General features: G+C 41.2%; 27 protein-coding genes and 1 pseudogene. 15 read left to right on the forward strand and 13 right to left on the reverse strand.

Translation table 11 applies throughout. From position 1 onward, the window contains the following. Positions 1–42: 42 nt before the first annotated feature. Both ABF638_RS18370 and ABF638_RS18375 read right to left on the reverse strand, forming a co-directional pair. The gene (locus ABF638_RS18370; RefSeq protein WP_435024439.1) at positions 43–303 is read right to left on the reverse strand and encodes a hypothetical protein; all 261 of its coding nucleotides are present in this window, start codon (positions 301–303) and stop codon (positions 43–45) included. Between the two features lie 224 nt (positions 304–527). Then, a complete protein-coding gene (locus tag ABF638_RS18375) occupies positions 528–710 on the reverse strand; it encodes a hypothetical protein (protein ID WP_435024441.1) in 183 nt (60 codons plus the stop codon). 273 nt (positions 711–983) lie between these two features. On the opposite strand from ABF638_RS18375, the pseudogene ABF638_RS18380 reads away from it, so the two are divergent. Next, positions 984–1,556, forward strand: a pseudogene (locus ABF638_RS18380) (aldo/keto reductase); the annotation flags it as partial. Between the two features lie 17 nt (positions 1,557–1,573). On the opposite strand, the gene ABF638_RS18385 reads toward ABF638_RS18380, so the two are convergent. Further along, positions 1,574–1,852: a hypothetical protein gene (locus ABF638_RS18385; protein ID WP_435024443.1), complete on the reverse strand. Its 279-nt coding sequence runs from the start codon at positions 1,850–1,852 to the stop codon at positions 1,574–1,576. Here ABF638_RS18385 and ABF638_RS18390 point away from each other — a divergent pair. From ABF638_RS18390 to ABF638_RS18400, 3 genes are all read left to right on the forward strand, one after another. Beyond that, positions 1,840–3,276, forward strand: coding sequence for an FAD-dependent oxidoreductase (locus tag ABF638_RS18390; protein WP_435024445.1), 1,437 nt, complete (start codon positions 1,840–1,842; stop codon positions 3,274–3,276). The two genes, ABF638_RS18385 and ABF638_RS18390, sit on opposite strands and share 13 nt — an antisense overlap. Before the next feature lie 131 nt (positions 3,277–3,407). Next, positions 3,408–3,554 carry a hypothetical protein gene (locus tag ABF638_RS18395; RefSeq protein ID WP_435024447.1) on the forward strand — a complete coding sequence of 49 codons (147 nt, stop codon included), beginning with the start codon at positions 3,408–3,410 and terminating at the stop codon, positions 3,552–3,554. 103 nt (positions 3,555–3,657) lie between these two features. After that, positions 3,658–3,987, forward strand: coding sequence for a hypothetical protein (locus ABF638_RS18400; RefSeq protein ID WP_435024449.1), 330 nt, complete (start codon positions 3,658–3,660; stop codon positions 3,985–3,987). A 355-nt stretch (positions 3,988–4,342) separates the two neighbouring features. Here ABF638_RS18400 and ABF638_RS18405 read toward each other — a convergent pair whose 3' ends face one another. Continuing rightward, positions 4,343–4,834, reverse strand: a complete 492-nt coding sequence (locus ABF638_RS18405) for a hypothetical protein (protein WP_435024451.1) — start codon at positions 4,832–4,834, stop codon at positions 4,343–4,345. A gap of 97 nt (positions 4,835–4,931) precedes the next feature. Between ABF638_RS18405 and ABF638_RS18410 the strand changes: the two genes are divergently transcribed. The 3 genes from ABF638_RS18410 (at position 4,932) to ABF638_RS18420 (ending at position 6,575) form a co-directional block, all read left to right on the forward strand. Beyond that, entirely contained in the window at positions 4,932–5,357 is a 426-nt protein-coding gene (locus ABF638_RS18410; RefSeq protein WP_435024453.1) for a hypothetical protein, read from the forward strand. A 170-nt stretch (positions 5,358–5,527) separates the two neighbouring features. Further along, entirely contained in the window at positions 5,528–5,968 is a 441-nt protein-coding gene (locus ABF638_RS18415) for a low molecular weight phosphatase family protein (RefSeq protein ID WP_435024455.1), read from the forward strand. 334 nt (positions 5,969–6,302) lie between these two features. Then, positions 6,303–6,575: a GlsB/YeaQ/YmgE family stress response membrane protein gene (locus ABF638_RS18420; RefSeq protein WP_069068080.1), complete on the forward strand. Its 273-nt coding sequence runs from the start codon at positions 6,303–6,305 to the stop codon at positions 6,573–6,575. A 292-nt stretch (positions 6,576–6,867) separates the two neighbouring features. Here ABF638_RS18420 and ABF638_RS18425 read toward each other — a convergent pair whose 3' ends face one another. Next, positions 6,868–7,356 (reverse strand): DUF4385 domain-containing protein, encoded by a 489-nt coding sequence (locus ABF638_RS18425; RefSeq protein ID WP_435024458.1) that lies wholly within the window; start codon positions 7,354–7,356, stop codon positions 6,868–6,870. Positions 7,357–7,598: 242 nt separating this feature from the next. On the opposite strand from ABF638_RS18425, the gene ABF638_RS18430 reads away from it, so the two are divergent. Together ABF638_RS18430 and ABF638_RS18435 are read left to right on the forward strand one after the other, a co-directional pair. Beyond that, a complete protein-coding gene (locus ABF638_RS18430; RefSeq protein ID WP_435024460.1) occupies positions 7,599–7,949 on the forward strand; it encodes a hypothetical protein in 351 nt (116 codons plus the stop codon). Positions 7,950–7,977: 28 nt separating this feature from the next. Continuing rightward, positions 7,978–8,694 carry a chromophore lyase CpcT/CpeT gene (locus tag ABF638_RS18435; RefSeq protein WP_435024462.1) on the forward strand — a complete coding sequence of 239 codons (717 nt, stop codon included), beginning with the start codon at positions 7,978–7,980 and terminating at the stop codon, positions 8,692–8,694. Here the strand turns inward: ABF638_RS18435 and ABF638_RS18440 are convergent. The 5 genes from ABF638_RS18440 to ABF638_RS18460 all read right to left on the reverse strand — a co-directional run bounded on the left by ABF638_RS18440 (position 8,685) and on the right by ABF638_RS18460 (position 12,144). Then, positions 8,685–8,894, reverse strand: coding sequence for a hypothetical protein (locus ABF638_RS18440; RefSeq protein WP_435024464.1), 210 nt, complete (start codon positions 8,892–8,894; stop codon positions 8,685–8,687). The genes ABF638_RS18435 and ABF638_RS18440 overlap by 10 nt on opposite strands. Before the next feature lie 112 nt (positions 8,895–9,006). Then, on the reverse strand, positions 9,007–9,429 hold the full coding sequence (locus ABF638_RS18445) for a hypothetical protein (RefSeq protein ID WP_435024466.1): 423 nt from the start codon (positions 9,427–9,429) through the stop codon (positions 9,007–9,009). A gap of 420 nt (positions 9,430–9,849) precedes the next feature. After that, entirely contained in the window at positions 9,850–10,962 is a 1,113-nt protein-coding gene (locus ABF638_RS18450) for a hypothetical protein (protein WP_435024468.1), read from the reverse strand. Positions 10,963–11,293: 331 nt separating this feature from the next. Then, complete coding sequence (locus ABF638_RS18455; protein WP_163926664.1) at positions 11,294–11,566, reverse strand: hypothetical protein; 273 nt, start codon at positions 11,564–11,566, stop codon at positions 11,294–11,296. Between the two features lie 305 nt (positions 11,567–11,871). Continuing rightward, entirely contained in the window at positions 11,872–12,144 is a 273-nt protein-coding gene (locus tag ABF638_RS18460) for a hypothetical protein (protein WP_435024525.1), read from the reverse strand. Between ABF638_RS18460 and ABF638_RS18465 the strand changes: the two genes are divergently transcribed. Further along, positions 12,039–12,335 (forward strand): hypothetical protein, encoded by a 297-nt coding sequence (locus ABF638_RS18465; RefSeq protein WP_435024527.1) that lies wholly within the window; start codon positions 12,039–12,041, stop codon positions 12,333–12,335. The genes ABF638_RS18460 and ABF638_RS18465 overlap by 106 nt on opposite strands. A gap of 34 nt (positions 12,336–12,369) precedes the next feature. On the opposite strand, the gene ABF638_RS18470 is transcribed toward ABF638_RS18465, so the two are convergent. Continuing rightward, positions 12,370–12,774 carry a DUF4112 domain-containing protein gene (locus ABF638_RS18470; RefSeq protein ID WP_435024470.1) on the reverse strand — a complete coding sequence of 135 codons (405 nt, stop codon included), beginning with the start codon at positions 12,772–12,774 and terminating at the stop codon, positions 12,370–12,372. A gap of 158 nt (positions 12,775–12,932) precedes the next feature. Between ABF638_RS18470 and ABF638_RS18475 the strand changes: the two genes are divergently transcribed. Next, the gene (locus tag ABF638_RS18475) at positions 12,933–13,337 is read left to right on the forward strand and encodes a nuclease A inhibitor family protein (RefSeq protein ID WP_435024472.1); all 405 of its coding nucleotides are present in this window, start codon (positions 12,933–12,935) and stop codon (positions 13,335–13,337) included. 5 nt (positions 13,338–13,342) lie between these two features. Here ABF638_RS18475 and ABF638_RS18480 read toward each other — a convergent pair whose 3' ends face one another. Next, on the reverse strand, positions 13,343–14,203 hold the full coding sequence (locus ABF638_RS18480) for a DNA/RNA non-specific endonuclease (RefSeq protein ID WP_435024474.1): 861 nt from the start codon (positions 14,201–14,203) through the stop codon (positions 13,343–13,345). Positions 14,204–14,398: 195 nt separating this feature from the next. Between ABF638_RS18480 and ABF638_RS18485 the strand changes: the two genes are divergently transcribed. From ABF638_RS18485 to ABF638_RS18500, 4 genes are all read left to right on the forward strand, one after another. After that, on the forward strand, positions 14,399–14,914 hold the full coding sequence (locus ABF638_RS18485) for a hypothetical protein (protein ID WP_435024476.1): 516 nt from the start codon (positions 14,399–14,401) through the stop codon (positions 14,912–14,914). Between the two features lie 211 nt (positions 14,915–15,125). Next, positions 15,126–16,211, forward strand: a complete 1,086-nt coding sequence (locus ABF638_RS18490) for a tyrosine-type recombinase/integrase (RefSeq protein WP_435024478.1) — start codon at positions 15,126–15,128, stop codon at positions 16,209–16,211. Between the two features lie 292 nt (positions 16,212–16,503). Continuing rightward, complete coding sequence (locus ABF638_RS18495; RefSeq protein WP_190898889.1) at positions 16,504–16,800, forward strand: HNH endonuclease; 297 nt, start codon at positions 16,504–16,506, stop codon at positions 16,798–16,800. 2 nt (positions 16,801–16,802) lie between these two features. Then, a complete protein-coding gene (locus ABF638_RS18500; RefSeq protein ID WP_435024481.1) occupies positions 16,803–17,033 on the forward strand; it encodes a hypothetical protein in 231 nt (76 codons plus the stop codon). 371 nt (positions 17,034–17,404) lie between these two features. Here the strand turns inward: ABF638_RS18500 and ABF638_RS18505 are convergent, their stop codons facing one another. Continuing rightward, positions 17,405–17,638 (reverse strand): hypothetical protein, encoded by a 234-nt coding sequence (locus ABF638_RS18505; RefSeq protein WP_435024483.1) that lies wholly within the window; start codon positions 17,636–17,638, stop codon positions 17,405–17,407. Positions 17,639–17,877: the final 239 nt, after the last annotated feature.

Genomic DNA, 17,877 nt, shown 5'->3' on the forward strand with positions numbered 1-17,877 from the left:
ACCTTTATCTTGGGGTTTCCCCTTCTTTTTTGCTACCCCATCTCACATAAGGCGTTCAGTTGTTACTCTGCCTAAAACAGCTTTTGAAGCGCCTTGATAACACCATGTAGCTTCTAATAATTTGGCAGCAGTGTTAACAGCTACCTCATCACCGGAAGCCACAATTACACCATTACAGCCATCCCATTCACCGTTAAGCATTAGGGCAATTTCACTAGCGGCAGCAGTTGAGTCAAATAGTAAAACAGATTCTTTGTGCGGTTTTAACCAGTTATTCCAAACAATCGAGATAATATTTTTCATTTCTATAAGTTTTGGCACTTTCAGACGATTACGGCTCTAACTTCCAGATATTAATCAACTCTGCTAGTCACCAGCACAAAAAACTGGGCTTCGTTTTTTGTGCGCTATGAAAGTGACAGAGCGCTGCACAAAGACCTACAACACGCTTTGTAGCCTATGTACACCCCCCAGTCACTTTCATATTTACAATCAGCTTAAGTACAAATGTCTGCAAGAACTAAGTTCTAAACAGCTGAATCGGAGCGTTCTATTTGCTGCCGAATGGTATCAATAGAAGCATTAATGCCAGCCAGTTTGGACTCTAAATCATCTCGTATCCAAATCAAGAATTTTAATTTCCGCTCTAAGCTAGCTTTGTGCGAAATGGGTTCGCTTCCATAACAAGGATTACCCCAAAAAGGAAACATAGTTTACCTCTGTATTTAGCTTTTGTAACAGTGCAATATATTGCACCACTACATTCTCACTAATAGCAATCAGACTGGTGTGTGTAACAACCGCCCATTATTGGACGTGCTTAACGAACGCTTGCTAAAAGTTGTCTCTTGGATTGGCAGAGGTATTTGACCATTACGATAAGAAGACTTGATTTTGGATGATTTTCCATGATAATCTACGTGTGCCTCTTAAAATACTGTTTCTCGATAGTTTTATCGCATTTTAAATAGCATATTGTCTTTGATGAAAGCACTCCACTTGAAAAAACTCTTGAAACCTACGCAGAATTGATTCGTCAAGGAAAAGTACGTGCGATTGGTGCTTCAAATTATAGTGCAGAGCGTTTGCGGAGGGCATTAGAAATTAGCCGTCAACATGGCTATCCTCGCTACGAAAGCCTTCAGCCCCGTTATAACTTGTATGACCGAGATGGTTATGAGCAGGATTTACAACAAATTTGCCAAGAACACTCAATTGGTGTGATTAGCTATTCCTCTTTGTGCAGTGGCTTTCTCTCTGGTAAATATCGCTCAGAAAAAGATTTGTCTATTAGTCTGCGTGGTAGTTCTGTAAAAAGATATTTAAACCCTCGTGGTTTACGAATTCTAGAGGCAATTGACCAAGTGGCAAAGACTTATAATTCTACTCCCACCCAAGTTTCTCTAGCGTGGCTCATTGCTAATCCTACCATTACCGCTCCTATTGTTAGTGCAACAAATGTTGAGCAACTCAACGATATCATCAAAGCTGTCAATATAAATCTCGACCAAGATGCTATTGACCTTCTCAATCAAGCCAGTTCCTCAAACAACTAGTACGGCTACCTTGTCAGTCAACAGTTAACAGTTATTCTCCCTATCCCCCCATATAAAGAGCTTTCCTCTTTGAAAAAGGGCGGCAGATTCCGATGCTTGGCTTGGGCGAAGGGGGGGGTGAGGGCGATCGATCGCTTTTGGGTTTCCTCTAAGAACGGGGTGCGATGGCGTACCCGCCATGAACCGTTGGCATCGCATCGGAGATACTGGTACGTTGTGGATAATTGAAGTATCACCTGTTGTATGTTCAGATGAGAGTCTGTAACTATGGAATGGATATCAGATGTTCGATTCAACTATAACCCAACCAAACGAACGCCACGCTCTTGTCATTGGAGGAAGTATCGCTGGACTGCTAGCAGCGCAAGTGCTGACTAAATACTTTAACCGGGTAACAATTATCGAACGCGATCATTTGAGCGCTCAACCAGAACAGCGTCCTGGTGTACCCCAAGCTCATCATTTCCACATCTTACTCAAACGGGGTTTGGATATCTTAGAACAGCTTTTTCCAGGTATCCAAACTGAATTAGCGGCATCCGGCGCAGTCGCCATTAACGCTAGCGCTGGTTGCCTGTGGTATGGCTTAGGAGGATGGACACCCCGCTTTAGTTCCGATTTGAATATCTACAGTTTAAGTCGGAATTTGCTGGAATGGATTATCCGCCGTCGATTAGCTGCTAATAACCGTGTTGTATTTGTACAAGCAGCAATTGTTACTGGATTGCTATGGAACCCCAACAAAACTCAGGTCACGGGTGTGCAGGTACGCCGAAAATTTGATGAGAGGCAAGATACCTCCCATAGACAAACAGATTTCACTGCTGATTTAGTAGTAGATGCTAGCGGACGTAATTCTCTCGCTCCTCGGTGGTTAGAAGCAATGGGTTATACACCACCCAAAGAAACTGTGATTAATTCCTTTTTGGGCTACGCTAGTCGCTTATATCAACTTCCAGAAAACTTTCAGGCTGATTGGCAAGGTGTATTGGTAACGGCAAAAGCGCCCGGTACACGCAGTGGTGTGATGTTTGCGGTCGAAGGAAATCGTTGGATAGTTACACTTGCTGGAATTGGTCGAGATTATCCACCAACTAACGAAGTTGGCTTTTTAGATTTTGCTCGAAGCTTACGCAATCCAATTATCTACGAAGCAATTAAAGATGCTCAAGCCATTTCGCCCGTGAGAGCCTATCACCGCACGGAAAATAGGTGGCTTCACTATGAAAAACTGTCGAGATTGCCATCAGGGTTTGTGGTAATAGGTGATGCTGTTTGTGCTTTCAATCCCGTCTATGGACAAGGCATGACCACTGCGGCTTTAGGTGCATTGACGTTAGATGAGTCTTTGAGTAAGCAATTATCTCGCCATGCTGACGGAAATTTAGTCGGGCTATCCCAAAGCTTTCAAAAGCAACTTAGCAAAAGAATTACAGTTCCCTGGTTGATGGCAACAGGTGAAGATTTTCGCTGGCATACTACTGTGGGCGGACGACCCAATTGGATGACGCAACTCATGCAGTACTATCTAGATCAAGTGTTGCTGCTGGCTGCTGAAAGCCCTGACATCCACAAGCTTTTCTTAGAAGTGATGCACCTACTCAAACCCCCCAGTGTATTTTTACATCTCAGTGTTTTAAGGCAGGTGTTACAGCGAATCATCAAGAAGAGCGATCAAAACTGGAATAGAAGTGGGGACAACCTGTTGGTAGATCAGTGATTTTCTGATTGCTTACCGAATGAACCGTCAGCGATCGCTTTAAATAAATTCCACTTCATCTTAAACTACTTTGTTAAATAAGGCGAAACAATGTACATGAAAATTATATATGAGGAAATTATAGAAAAACTATGTCAATTTTCTTGACTGCGATACCTGCGGTGGGCTACGCCTACGCTCATCATAACCTACATATAAAGTTTCCTCTCTTGATTGGAGAGAGTGATCGCGTTGGTGGTTTTCATGTTCTCGAATGGTGTTATGCGCTTGATGTATGATCCAATGTCTGCTGTAGAAAAATAAGGCATTATCCAGGTAGGTAATATATAATAATTAAACTAATTTAAATATACTGGCAATCACAGCGATAGATTTAATCCAATGGAACCATTAAATCAAAAGTCCAGATACCAAGAATGGAAGAGATTAAGAGAAGCTGGGCATGACTATAGAACAGCTTATACTCTATCTTCAGATAATCCTTTAGCTACTCATAATAGATTGAAGAAGTTAAGGGAAGATATTTTAAACTATATTAATAGCGGTAAAAAAGATAAATCTTCACCCATACATCAAAAACTTAAAAGGCATCAAGAGAGTAATAGTAAATATCTGCAAGAAAATAGTGAATCAATGAATGATATTCCAGAAGAATGCCAAAATCCTTATTTTATATTTGGTATGGATTTAACAAACTTATTATCAGATTAACAATAGGTTTAAATTGTTTCTATAATTGAGTTTTATAACTTGGTAGATTTTTTTAAAATCGGATAAGCGATAATATAACGGCCGCTGGAAGTGATTGCTTTAATTTCTGACAACTTCTTAAGTATGGAAGAGCAATGAGCGATCGCTTGGTTTCCTCTAAGAATTGGGTGGGGCGATCGCTTTCCTTGCTTGAATGAAGGATAAACACAATCAAATTACTGCTACTTTACCTAATGCTGTCTCAAAACGGTTGGTAAATTCTGAGGAGCGATGCCTACGGCGGGCTACGCCTACGCAAGTCATAATCAACTGCTCAATCGCCCTGTTAAGCTACGCGGATCGCCCCATCCCACCCCTACAGCTGCTCCATCTTAATCCCCGCTACTTCCAACATGACCGTAGTAATCGGCACGAGTCGCCCCACAGTGGTGTAATAGCTATTCCCCACTGGCGTTGTAGTCGAGCGTTCCCGAAACCGCTTCATGGTGATGTGAAACCACTCCCGCGTTTTGGGCATTGGTAGCCTGTACAGTTGGCGGGTGTTGACGAAATAGTAAAACAGCCAATCTGCCTCAGTGTACATGAAGCAGCCGGGGGTTCCTTTCTCTAGGTTGCTGTGTGTCTCGAAGAACAAGTTACGAGTTTTATTCCATCTGTCGCCCTTAATCTCAATTAAGATTTCACCCGTCTGCGTTGTCCAAATGAGGTCAATATCGCGGCGCTGGTAGTCTGGTTCATCCTCAACATTAACAACGCTAATAGTTTCTGGTTTAGAGCGCAGCCACGCTTCAATGTCAGTAGCAGCCAGCTTTGCTACTTCTAGAGCGTTGTGCATGGTGTAGGTCATGGCTGTATCTCCTGTACCAGCAAGGCATATTAGTTTATTATTTCACTATTAAGGGTAATTTTACTTTTTAAAACTTAGTTATTTGAGTATTGAAGCTATGAAATCAAATGAGGTTTATGAAATTTTAATTAAGACTCTGGAAGTAGACCAAAGTAGAATTAGCAATCTTGATTCTACTCAATTTACCATTAAAGGTTGGTCTATTACTTTAGTATCTCTGCTTGTTGGTTTGACATTTCAATACAAAAACAAAGCATTTTTATATATTGGAATAGTTGCCATTATACTTTTTGTAATCCTTGATTACTTGTATAGAAGAGTTCAACTCAATCATGTTGAACGCTCTACCAACATCCTAGAATATATACAAAATACATATCTAGAAAATAGTCAAAACATTAATATTCAAATACCATTTGGTAAATATAGAAAAAATTTTATTAAAGATAATTCAATAATTTTTTTGTTTCATGGGTTTGTAATATTGATGTTAATTATTCTAATTTTCATACCTATGCAGTAAACAAAAGCCATTTGAGTGTCATGGTAATTGCGATGGCGTACCCGCCCACCTTCGGCATCGCCCCATCGCACCCATCTAATGAGAGTGAAAAGTAGCCTGGATATCTTGCAAATTACCCTATTTACCAGTACAAAGCCCGTAGGCTTACTTAAAATCATTTGGTCAACTCAATGAATAAAATCTTGTTCCTTTGTACAGGCAACTACTACCGCAGCCGCTTTGCTGAACATCTATTTAATTGGTTGGCTACTAAGCAGGGGTTAGATTGGCAGGCTGATTCACGAGGTTTGGCACTTGAGAGGGGTGTAAACAATGTGGGGGCGATTTCTCGGTATGCGCTTGAGGCTTTAGCAGTGCGCTTGGTGAACCTACCAGATGATGAACGGTTGCCACTGCCAGCAAGTGAGCCAGATTTTCAATCAGCTACTAAAATTATTGCCCTAGATGAATTTGAACACCGACCACTAATGAACGAGCGTTTTCCCCAATGGGCGGACATGATTGAATATTGGCTTGTTCACGATATAGATAAAACTTCTGCCCCAGAAGCTCTTGGACAAATTGAGAAAAACCTACTGCAACTGGTAGAACAATTAACACAAAGTTACTAGCGGGAGCGTTCGCCCCCAGAAAATTCAAGCGAGGAAGATACCATCGCACAAGAGTATCTGCTTTCAACTGGAGCTTAATTCTTCCAGTAGATGAAAAAAATCATTAAAAATACATATACTGCGATTATCAAGCAATGAATTGATTAGCTCCTAGTTTTAGACCTACTAGGAGCTTTTTTATTTATTATCCATCTCAGTTAGGGGGGTATATCACCAGAAGTAACAGCATTCATCCTCAAGGTTATTAATAATTGGTTCTGTTGATAGATTGAATGTCAATGTTTGGATTGGTATTGTGTATTTGTTGGTAAAAAACGTTTATAAAATTAAAACAATGAATATTCTTGCTTGGATTGTTTTAGGTCTAATTGCTGGTGCTATTGCAAAGGCTATCTACCCCGGTCATCAAGGTGGCGGAATTCTCGGAACAATCTTATTAGGAATTATTGGTGCTTTTGTTGGTGGTAGTTTGGGTGTATTCTTCAGTACAGGAACCTTGACATTAGCCGCCCCCACACTCAGCATTCCTGGTATTGCAGTAGCGGTTCTTGGCGCAATTGTCGCTGTTTTCTTGTGGAACTTGCTAAATCGTCGCAGTGCTGTGTAATCAATGAAATTAGAATTAATTAATAGTAAAAATCAGGGAACTCATTTCACTATATTTTTTCCCTGAATTGAAATTATTTGAATAGCGCCTGCCTGTATTTAGGTGGGCGCTATTGTTTTGTTAGAGTGCGATGCCGTTTAAGCATTCGCGTAAGCGCGTCTCGTAAAGAGGAAAGCGCAGCTTAACAAAGTTATTACCTAGAATTCAAGCAAGAAAATCTCAAAAGGAGCGATAATACCTTGGAAGGTGCATTAGCCTACGGCATAACACACCCTACGAAAGTTACTTAATTTCAAGTTGACAGAGTACTAGCTACTTCATACATCTGCTTATGTTTGGCTAAAAGCTCTTGATATTTATTATTTGTCTTTGCTTGTACCCACTTCGCTTTAAATATTGCTGCTGACTCGGCTTTAACTGGGTCTACTTCATAGGGAAGAATCTCTTTTTTGGAATCTGAAGTTTCCGAATTTTCTTTATACTTCCTGCCGCTTTTATGATTAGCATAACGGCGAGAGCGAGTATAACCCATTTGGATAAACTTTCGTGCCATATCTGCGCCAACAAAATCATCTTGTTCTAGATACACAAGAAACATATAGTAGATTTTTTCACTTGACTCTTTAGCAATATCAGGAGTTTTGAAGCGCCAGTAAGGAAGAATTTCTGATTTGTATGGTTCTACCAAAAGTACACCCTGCTCACCCTTGCCAACACGATAGAGTTCAGGATGTTGGCGAAAATCAATATTTTTAAAGTCTAAAGAATAATCAAAAGCCATGAGAGAGAGAGAGAGAGAGAGAGAGAGATTTTTATTAGGAATAGTAAACTTTCAAAAAAAGTTCAACTTCTATCTAAGTATTGAGATTTTGTTCTACTATGCTATCTAGCACCCAATCCGTGAACAATGTCCTTGCGCCAGGAAATCTGCTCAAGATTGGGTAAGGATGAATCGGTATCTGCCCTAAACCTGAGAGAAACTAGATATTCCTTTAGGAAAAAGTAGGGTGTATAACTGATACTATGCCGAAAATTCCTCAATGCGATCGCTGTCTCCTCTACTCACATAATCCTCACCTCGTCTGTGTCGTTCACCCTGATGGGGTAGACGGTGATAGCTGCTTGGACTTTCGAGAAGACCCCAACGCCGAACCTGTGGAAATGTGGGAACCGGAGGGGGCAAGCTATTACAACGGCGAATTAATACTGCAACCACAGCAGCGATTGACGCAACAGCAACAGCTAGAACTGCTAGATACCCATCCTATGTTTACTGGCAAATGCCCTCAATGCGGATTTACGTTTGAGCGCGATTATACAGCACGGGTACATTGGGACTGCCCCGTCTGTGGCTGGATGGATGATACTGTGTAGGGAAATACAACACTATTTCAACTAATGTATGACTAATCTAAAGGTATATTCTCTGACCTTTTTACTTACAGTATTAGTATTTCCCAGTCGTGCTGTTGCTTTTGCTCCACCACTTTCAACACAGGTTAAGGAAGTAGCACAGTGGTTTACAGGTTTTTTTGATAATGCTCAACAGGTAGCTTCTAATCCTACTGCTCCACTCATCACCATGTCTAACTGTAGTGTGCCACTAGACGATGACAACTTATTCTCTAATTCACAAAATGTCTATCTAGAACAGCAAAGTACTGTTTTCGAGCGTATCAGGTTTTATTCTTTTAGTGAGGGTAATTCTGTAGTAAATCTCAGCGTTCGTAGCTTTGTCAACAGTGATATTTTAAGTGGGTTATGTAATCAACCAGAACAACAGCGAATCATTAACATTAGCAATATAGCTACAACAAGCTGTGACCTCTCACTCACCTGGGAACCGAATCGCTACATAGGCACTAACGCCCCAAATGGTTGCCCAACAAGTACTGGTGGCAAGGTAGTTTCTAATGTAACTTTCTTGAATAACGGTGTTAAATCGTTAGACCAAATTTTCGCTGCCAACGGTAATTTGATTGTCAACACGCCAATTGAGTTTCGCAGAATTGCATCTATCCCTGAACCATCCTTTATCTTAGGAATACTAGCTCTTGGCATCTGGGGGAATGCCACAGCACTTTCAGGCAAAGTAAAACACAAATCAACTCAGAAATGACAGTCTCTGTGCGAACTACCGCATAAATGCAGGTGAAAGCGCTTTACGCGATCGCATATTTGATAAACAAACGCTGTCACCGATAAAATACAAGCGAGGAAAAGTTGCACTTCTGTTGCGATCGCCCTTCTGAAATTCTTAGAGGAAAAGCCAGCTTCAAGAGCGTAGGCGTAGCCCGCCGCAGGCATCGCTTGCTTCAAAGCAGTACACTGGTACTATGAAAATCCTTAAATCACATTCTTCCAGACAAATTTAATCATAATTTCGCTTTTGAGAAGTAATTTTATTTATGATTAAGTCCCTAAAAGGGTATCAAGAGAAATGATACAAAACATTTCCCTCTTCATTTACTTCAAAATCAGCATTAAGTTCCTTGGCTTTCTCATCTAAATATTGTTTAGCTAACTGAGTTGATATTTCCGCATTTTTCGCCAGTTGCAATACCGTTATTCTGCCAGTATTTTGCTCAATTAATTCTAAGAACACTAACTGAAGACGCTTTTGTTCTGATTCCAGAAGTAATGCTTTTTCCTTTCGATTCTGCTGTACTAAAGACCAACTCAACCAGCCTCCTATAATGGTTGACGGAATAGTAAAAATAGTTAAAGCAGCTACATCATTTTCTTTTTCTTGAGCGGGAGTTTTGGGATTGATAATTTCTAGAATCATCACAGCAGAAAATGGAATACCAAATAATAGAAAACATATTGCTAAAATTTTTTTAACTAGTTTCATACAACCTTTTTCAGTTCCTCACAAATAATGTAAAAATAACACCTCTATTATACAATGTATAATCAATTACTTGTGAGGTTGGTATTTCGCTGATGTTTCCTCTCTTATCGACACTACCTGAACACTTGTAAATGCTGATGAGTGGCGATCGCACTCGTGGGAGGAATAAAACTGTGTGGGGTAGTTTACAAAAACGTCTTCAATGTACGTGAGATAAATTGTAGTGCAAGTTAATGTCCTGTTAACTGGAGAAGTTTTTGAGCGGTTATTGGTTCTTGAGCTTGATTAGACCACAAAAAACTTCAAATGAATACTCTGACTCACTCATCATTAGACTTCTGCAAGAAGTCTATTAACAAACCATTGGAGGCTTGTTTAAGATTTTTCCGTAATCTCGTTAGTCATAAAATTTATTTATGGTTATGAGCATTGATTTTTGAGTTTGCCAATCAGAGAATTAAGATTGATTTGAGTAGGCCAACCTTGAGGAAGATTTGCAGAATTATATCCTCTGTCTTTCAATCCTTGAATAAATTGGTTGCGGATGTATGCAGTATCAAAAGTGCCAAGCCCATCAAAATAAACATCAGTTAGGTGAGCAGGGTCTAAAGCCATTTCACCTTTATATACTGCACCATCATTTGAATCATCCCAACCCCAAGGGGTATTAGCAGAATTTGTACTGCAAGTTGGTGTACCAGCGCCACACCCACCACTCGAATCTCCCTTGAAAGTTCCCCAACTAGCGAAAGTTAAGGCAGAAGAACTTGATAAAGAAGCTTCATTTAATTGATGTTGCCACATTCCTGCTTCAGCAAACACATCAAGCAATTGATACTGTACATCGCGGTCATTCCCTGAAGCTGGAAGTTCTGCTGTAGTTTGGGAAGGATAGTAAATAATCCCATCTTCACTGCTAGAGCCTTTAAAGTTTCCAGCATAAGGCCAAGCTTTTAATCCATGACCTTTAGCTTCTTGAGTTGTTAATGGGTGCAATGAACCACTGTAACTATTCATTGTCAGTGTGCCATCAATACTTTCTGCACCATTACGTAAAGGACTACCAGTTGGAGTGTAAGAGTAGAAATCGTTATGAAATACAGTGACAACGCCTTCTAATTTACCAAAAGCTGAACCGTCCTTACGGACAATTGTAAGTAAACCCTCTAAATCATTTTCGTGTTCTTGATCAAAAGGAATATCAGTCCAGTCTTGAGGATGGTAAAAGGAATATGTAATGAACCAATGAGTACAAGTTTCAGCTACAGAATAGTAACCATGAGAGGAGAGAGGAAATTGAAAAAGGTTATCCCAGTTATTTGTTCCTCGCCAATCGCTATCATAATCAAATCGCGTGATGTAGTCTGCACTATACTTAGTACTGTCTGTGTCTTGATAGTGAATAGGCGCATGATATAAGGCTAAAGCCAAATCAGTGGCAGATTGAGCAATTACTTTATTGTCTGTAAAAATACCAACTACTATTGCTATAAGCAGTCCCAGAGCCACAAGAAAAAGTTTTTTTAAACTCACGTCTCACCTTTGCTGATAAATAATATTCAGCATAAAAGCTAATATTTAAGAATTGGTAATAGTTAGATTATTCGGTAGCGATTACAAAGTTAAGATTTGTGTTGATGCTCAAATTAATCATTTAGATTTAACTCAGTTGAAAAAATGACATGAACCACAGATTAGATGCGATGGGCTACGTCTGGCAAAGAAGCGATGGCGTAACCGCCCACCGGAGGTGATCGCACATAAGCAGGCGGGTACGCCATCACATCCTATCAACAAAGTAAAATCCCCACACTTGAGGCCGGGACTACTGACTTACTCTAAGCAGCTATTAATACAAGGTCGATTAAGATACTTTCGGTTGCTGCCACAGGGTCAGCTTCAAAACAGAGCAGTAGCAAGCCTCATCATTGATTTGGTGTTCGTGTTCAGCTATCCAATCATAAATTTGTGCAGCCACTGCTAATGCCACCTGTCCTGAACGGTAAAGCTTCGGGCTAGGGCAGAAAGCTTTACCATTGATGTGTACGGCGGCAATCTGCCAATAGTCGCTGCCTTCACCCTCCGGCATCACTTCTAAAAACCCGCTACTTTTTGGCTCGATTATTCCTATGTTCATCTGCAAGCCCGAACTCTAAATACAGAGTACAATATCGAATTGCAGCAATTCAAGGGTGCGTAGGCGTAGCCCGCCGTAGGCATCGCTGTTTTGTGGCAGTACACTGGTACTATGCCGAAATTACCAGACTGCGATCGCTGTCTCCTCTACGCTTACAACCCCCACATGGGGTAGTGTTACGGAAGCTGTCACCAGGGGCAAAGTAATGAAGAAAGTACCGAATCTTATTGCGGAGTTGGAACTTTATCCAGTTTGATTTGGTTTTAGTGAATAAAAAAGCTTGAAAGGCACATAAAAATCGCTCCCTAGTTCCGACTCCAATTGAAATCGGAACTTTTTAGCAATGATGAGCGTAGGCGCAGCCCGCCGTAGGCATCGCTATCCCCAATCATCATAAAGGCTGAAACGTTTGTGGCGTAGTAATTACAGGCTAGCTTGCCCCTGGTGACAGCTTCCGTAACTTTACCCCCACATAGTCTGTGCCGTTCACCCAGCAGGGCCACAGGGGGATAGTTGCTTAGACTTTCGACTTGACCCCAACGCCGAACCAGTAGAACTATGGGAACCGGAGGGGGCAACCTACTACAACGGTGAATTAATACTGCAACCACAGCAGCGCTTGACGCAACAGCAACAGCTAGAACTGCTAGATACCCATCCTATGTTTACTGGCAAATGCCCTCAATGCGAATATGAATTTGACCGCGACTACACCTCAAGGGTGCATTGGGATTGCCCGGAATGTGGGTGGATGGATGATACTGTGTAGGGCAATTTCTGGAAAACTCTATCTACTTTCTTACTTAAACTTGGCTTAACTCACGAGAGTAAAGTTCATCAGACACTTCTTGAAGTTTTGGTTCAACCACTGTCAAATGTTGCTCTAAAATTGCTAAATTCCTAATGTTGGACTTATAAAAAGCATCAAATAAATCACCTACTAAAGGCACAGTACCCACTACTGTTTCTAAACCTACATTAAAAATCATTTTGGCTAAATCTCGCTGTGGGATGCCAAACCGAGTAGCTAAAAATATGATGTAAGCTGAAAACGCTGTACTGATTAAATCACCAGCACCTGGAACTAAACCGATAATTGGGTCTATTCCAATGCGAAAACCTATTAGAGGGATGCGTATTGATGTATCCATCAAACGGCTGAGTTTGCGGATGCGATTTAGAGTAGCAAGGCGTTTAGCAGCGTCCATAATTTACGATATTTACACTACTTTTAAAATGCACCATTTTTAGTTATTTGTCTTGTACCTTCAGAAAGAACAGGTATGAATAAAAATCTCACCAATACTGCCTAAAAAGCAGATAGATGGATGATATAGTTTATTGCGTTCGCTGTATTATTCTCTATATGACTAAAACTAATTCAGAAATTATTGACCAGCTTCGTACAGCAGCGAATGGTTTACTCATGATCAGCGAATCCGAGTATCCGTTTGAAGTTTTTCTTTGGGAAGATATCACACCTGCAACACCCCAAAAAGTTATACAACAAACAAATCATTCTCAAGACACACCCATTAAAGTTGTGGGGATTGACGATTTTTTTCAAGTGTCCACAACTCCTGAAGATTGGCACGGCGAAGAAGAGAAAGCAACCGTCAACAAATTTCAAGCTCTTGTGCAGACACTTAAAGAAAACCTGAGTAATCTACAGGTGTATCGCCTTGGGAAAATAGAGATTGATGTCTATATTATTGGTCAAACTCCATCGGGAGACAGTATCGGACTGTCTACAAAAGTTGTAGAAACTTGAGTGGTTTACGAATCTACCTTGTTTTCAATAACTGACTGAATCTCTGGTGAGACATTAGAAAGAAAATCATAGCCTGTCAAATTTTCGAGTTGGTCAACACTTACTTTATAAGCTCTCCAATCGTTGTTGATTTCTTGCTCGTTGGGAATATTAACCGCAATAACGCGAGTATTAGCAGTAATACCATCAAGTCCAGAGCCGGGGCTATCTAAAACCACAATTATCTTCCAAGTTGATTTAGGAACTGTCACCTTACCTTTAAGGGGTTCACCTTGACTTCCCGCAGGCCCAGCTACGATATAAAGTTCTTTTCCCTGGCTTACCAAATATCGGGAATAGTCTTCTAGATTCCCCCATGTATTTCTATTGTTATCTGGTGTCTGCGGCATCATGTTGGTCATGAGGAAAGTTGAGGAATTATCCTCTACCGTCAGAGAGCGGTCTGCCGAAGGTACAATATGACCCCGGTCATAACCTGAACCAGAGTACATAGAAGGAGTCACTCGCACCCAACCAGCAGGCAACGTGTTGTCCGGGCGGAAGTTATCCTGGCGCTCTGCTTTCCCTAACCATAACTTGTTAAGCTGCCAGCTTGCCCAATTCGCAGTCCCTTTGGTTTGGTTTACCGAGAGTGCATATTGATTTTTTACCATGAGGTAATTATCAGGCGTAAGCTTTGTGGGAGTTGCACTGCTGGGATTTCCCAAAAGCAGGTGAGGGCTTATTGAGGTAAATACAATCGGCGTTGGCTGTAATGGTTTTTCTGTTGTCGGTGTTGGCACCTGGGTTACTGCTGGCGAACACCCCAACAGAGCAATTAACGCAGTGGCAACAGCTAAACCCTGAAAACGATTGATTAAACGCATAAATTTTAGATACTATCGGAGATTAATTTAATCATCATCATTTTTGAGGCGATTTCCAGTTTTTGACTACAAGAGCGTAGCTTGCTGCCGTAGGCATCACGTTTCCTCTAAGAAAATTCTTGTGGGCGATGCCTAACGGCGGCAAGCAACGCTTTGGCTCTACAATCAGTTCATTGCTATCAAAATTGATATCAAATGGCTGACCACAAGACCCCACCAAGCGAAATGATTCGCGTCCCTACTGCCTTAATTCCAGCAGTACGCCAACTATCCAAACTGCATAGAGAGGGGCATACAATTGCCTTGCAGCAAGGCTTAGAAGAATTGATCTCCAAGTTTGATAGCAATATTGATATCGATGTTGCAAAGGGCGAGAAATCAATTAAGCAGCTGGAGTTGAAGCTAGAAACCAAGCTCGACGCAATGACCAAAAAGCTAGAACTCATCGAACGGGCTATTTCATCAAATAGATACAACAGTCAACCCAAACAAAGAAGACAAGCTAACCCATACCAACTTTCCCCAGTTGAACTGCTTGCATTGCCCCCTGAAAATCTAGCACCGCGACTAGGTTTAAGTCCGTCGAGCCTCGCACCGTCACGAGAAAAACTCACTACCAAAGAATTTATCAGTTGGACTCGTAACCGCGACCCAAGGGGCATAGGTTGGGAATGGAATGCAAAAGACGGACTTTACCATCCAGTGAAATAAACGATTTGGCGCAACATGGCGGCTAATTAATTGTGCTTAAAGCGATAAGGCACAGTGCCGCTTCATACTGCCTTATCGCTTCAAGCATCTTCATGCGGCTTACCCAGACAATACCCGCATATCCACTGCGTTGTCGTAGAATATAAAAGCTTCCTGAAACCTCACTTCCAGGAAGCTTTATATTTATGGGAGTGTAATTCTTATTTCCTAGATGGATATTACTAATATTGAGATTAGCTCTGTAGAAATTCTCTCTACTACTCCCCAACCAAGCGTAATTAAAAACACCAATCCTCAAGTAACTCCAGAATTGGTAGAGGAGGTAATTCGGCAATATTATTACCGCACGCCTGCGGTGGGTAATGATGAGGAATTAATTTTGGCTTGGGCTGGAAGCCAAAACCGCGAACAAACTAAACGAAAATACTACCGATTTGGTCAAAAATTGCTTGATTGGGTACGCAGTGAAGGTATACCTGATTTAAGATTGCTACAGCAACCATTGTTACTAGAATTTATTGCTTCCTGGGGTGAGATTTCCCCTTATACTAAAAGTAACCGAGTGCTGATATTGCGATCGCTCTGGAGTTATGGGAGCGGGGAGAGTATTGGCTATTTTTTGCGGAATATTGCAAGTACGATAAATTACGATAATTTCAGTGAGTTACCGAAGGCAGAGCGGTATCTAGAAGATTGGGAAATGGCCAAGCTTGCTGATGCTGCCAAGCAGTTAGGGGGGCAGTATTGGCTAGTTTTTAACTTGATTTTTTATAGTGGGATGCGGGTTGGTGAAGTGGGTCGGGTGACGGTTCCGGGTGATGAACGGGGTAAACCCAAAGAAGATTATCCGGGCTTGTATTGGCGCGATTTTAAATGGCAGTTTGACCCAACGCCGGAGGACAGAAACCGGGGATACTACACAATTAAATTTTGGGGTAAGGGTGGGAAGTACCGGGAGATTGGCTTAGATCATGAGACTTCTAAGTTGCTTAAAAAATATCGGGGGATGGCTAGTGACAAGGTGCCAGTGTTCCCGAATGTCTCGCCTGATCCAGCAAAAAGGGGGTTGCCGTTGAGCGACCGAGCTATAAAACAGCTAATTCAGGATATCTCTGAGGTTGCGAAGGTGAAGTTTTCCTGTCACTGGCTAAGGCACTCTCATGCAACGAGGGCGGTGGAAATTAAGCCACTTTTTGAGGTGCAAGATCAGTTGGGGCATATTACGAGTGATACTACCAAGACCTATATTCCTCGCAAAAAGGATGCTGGTACGGGTACAGTGTTGCCGAGGTTTTGATTAGATAATCTTGCGTTACTTGTTCTTATTTAACTGATAGAGGTGCGATGGCAGTGGGCGAATATCAGACTATCTGCAATGATTGTGCTTTTCATGCCTTAGTAGAAGGAGCGATAGAGTGCATTCACCCTGACGAATTTGGGGTTAATTGTTCTACCGTCATTTTCTGCAATTCATTTGAGCCAGCACTCATAATTGACAGTCCTTGCGTGACATACGGCAATGATGAAGAATAGGCTTTTGCACTGTTATTCATATTACAATTAGTCAAGCCTCAGTTGTATTACAAGCAATGACGTTTACCCATTCTCTGTACCCAGATAATTGGTCAGAACTTGCCACTGCAATTAAGCAACAAGCCCAGTGGCGTTGTCAAAAGTGCGGGTTACAGTGCATTGCCCCTGGTGAAAAAACATCAGAGATTACACGCTCAAAACGTAGAGTGTACACGCTACAGGTACACCATTGGGACAGAAATCCAGCAAATAATCACAGAGGCAACCTTATAGCTCTGTGCAGTGCTTGTCACCTTCATTACCATCAAGGTGGTAAATCAAATGTTTCACCGGGGCAGTTATCTTTGTGGTAAGTATGGATGATGATACTCAAGAACTAATCGCAATTCAGCAAGAACTAGAGCAAATCAGCGATCGCCTAAGAAAGATTTTTCCACAAACTCATCCCCAATTTGATGACGTTTTTGAAGATATTGGCGCGGCTGGATATTATATGCGTGAGGCTGGCTATCGTTTGGAATCAGTTCTTCAAACCGTGCAACGTGATAGCGACGTTCGAGCTTCTGAAGAAACTGAAATTGAGTAAAATTTCCTATCCTCAGACAAAGCCAGCGCTCAAAGACTAAGGGATATCCGCAGACGGGAGCAACTACGAGTAAGTTGGGGGTGCGTAGTTTACCGCCGTAGGCATCGCTCCACCATTTTTCTTAGAGGATAGGAAGCGATCGCTCTTAAACCAAAAAACCCAGTTGGGATGACTGGGCTTTTGATGGGGTTATATTCCCCTGCATATTAGTTATAGAAGTTATTTATAAGTCGCTGTTCTAATAAGGACTACACCGCCTAGATTAGGAATTCCAGAAAATTTGAGTGCCATTGTGCTGTTATTCCTCGCTTTTTGGATGGACAAGCCGTTACGCGTCTTGGCTCCCTGTCTCACTTGACTCTAAGAAAGTCCTAATAAACTTTTGGTGGCCTGCCTAAAGTACACCACCATAAACCGTTTTTATCAACTACATACCTGTCATATTTGATGTGATAAATCTTGCGATTAAGATTTACTGCAATCGCAAAGCCATATTTAAATTTATTTTCGATAACTAATAACTCATTACCTACTGTATAAAAATCATAATGTTCACCTCTATGATATGGAAATTTTTCGGCTTCTGCATATCCATATTTTCTCATTTCTTGAGCAAAGGTCTTTTCATGATAATTATAGCAATTTGAAATACTGCTAGTTCAAGTTCTAGTGGTAGTGTTTGCATCGTTTTTAAGTAATTGCAGTTTTTATATTATACCTTTATAAGGTATGTGAATACTCCTTCATTTTCTTAGAGGATAAGGAGCGATCACCAGTAATTCAATTCTGCCCAATATTATTAATATCTTCTTCCCAAACGATAAATTTTCTATTTCCCATCTTT

Origin of the sequence: Nostoc sp. CALU 1950 (assembly GCF_051172895.1) — a bacterium.
Taxonomy (GTDB): domain Bacteria; phylum Cyanobacteriota; class Cyanobacteriia; order Cyanobacteriales; family Nostocaceae; genus Nostoc; species Nostoc edaphicum_A.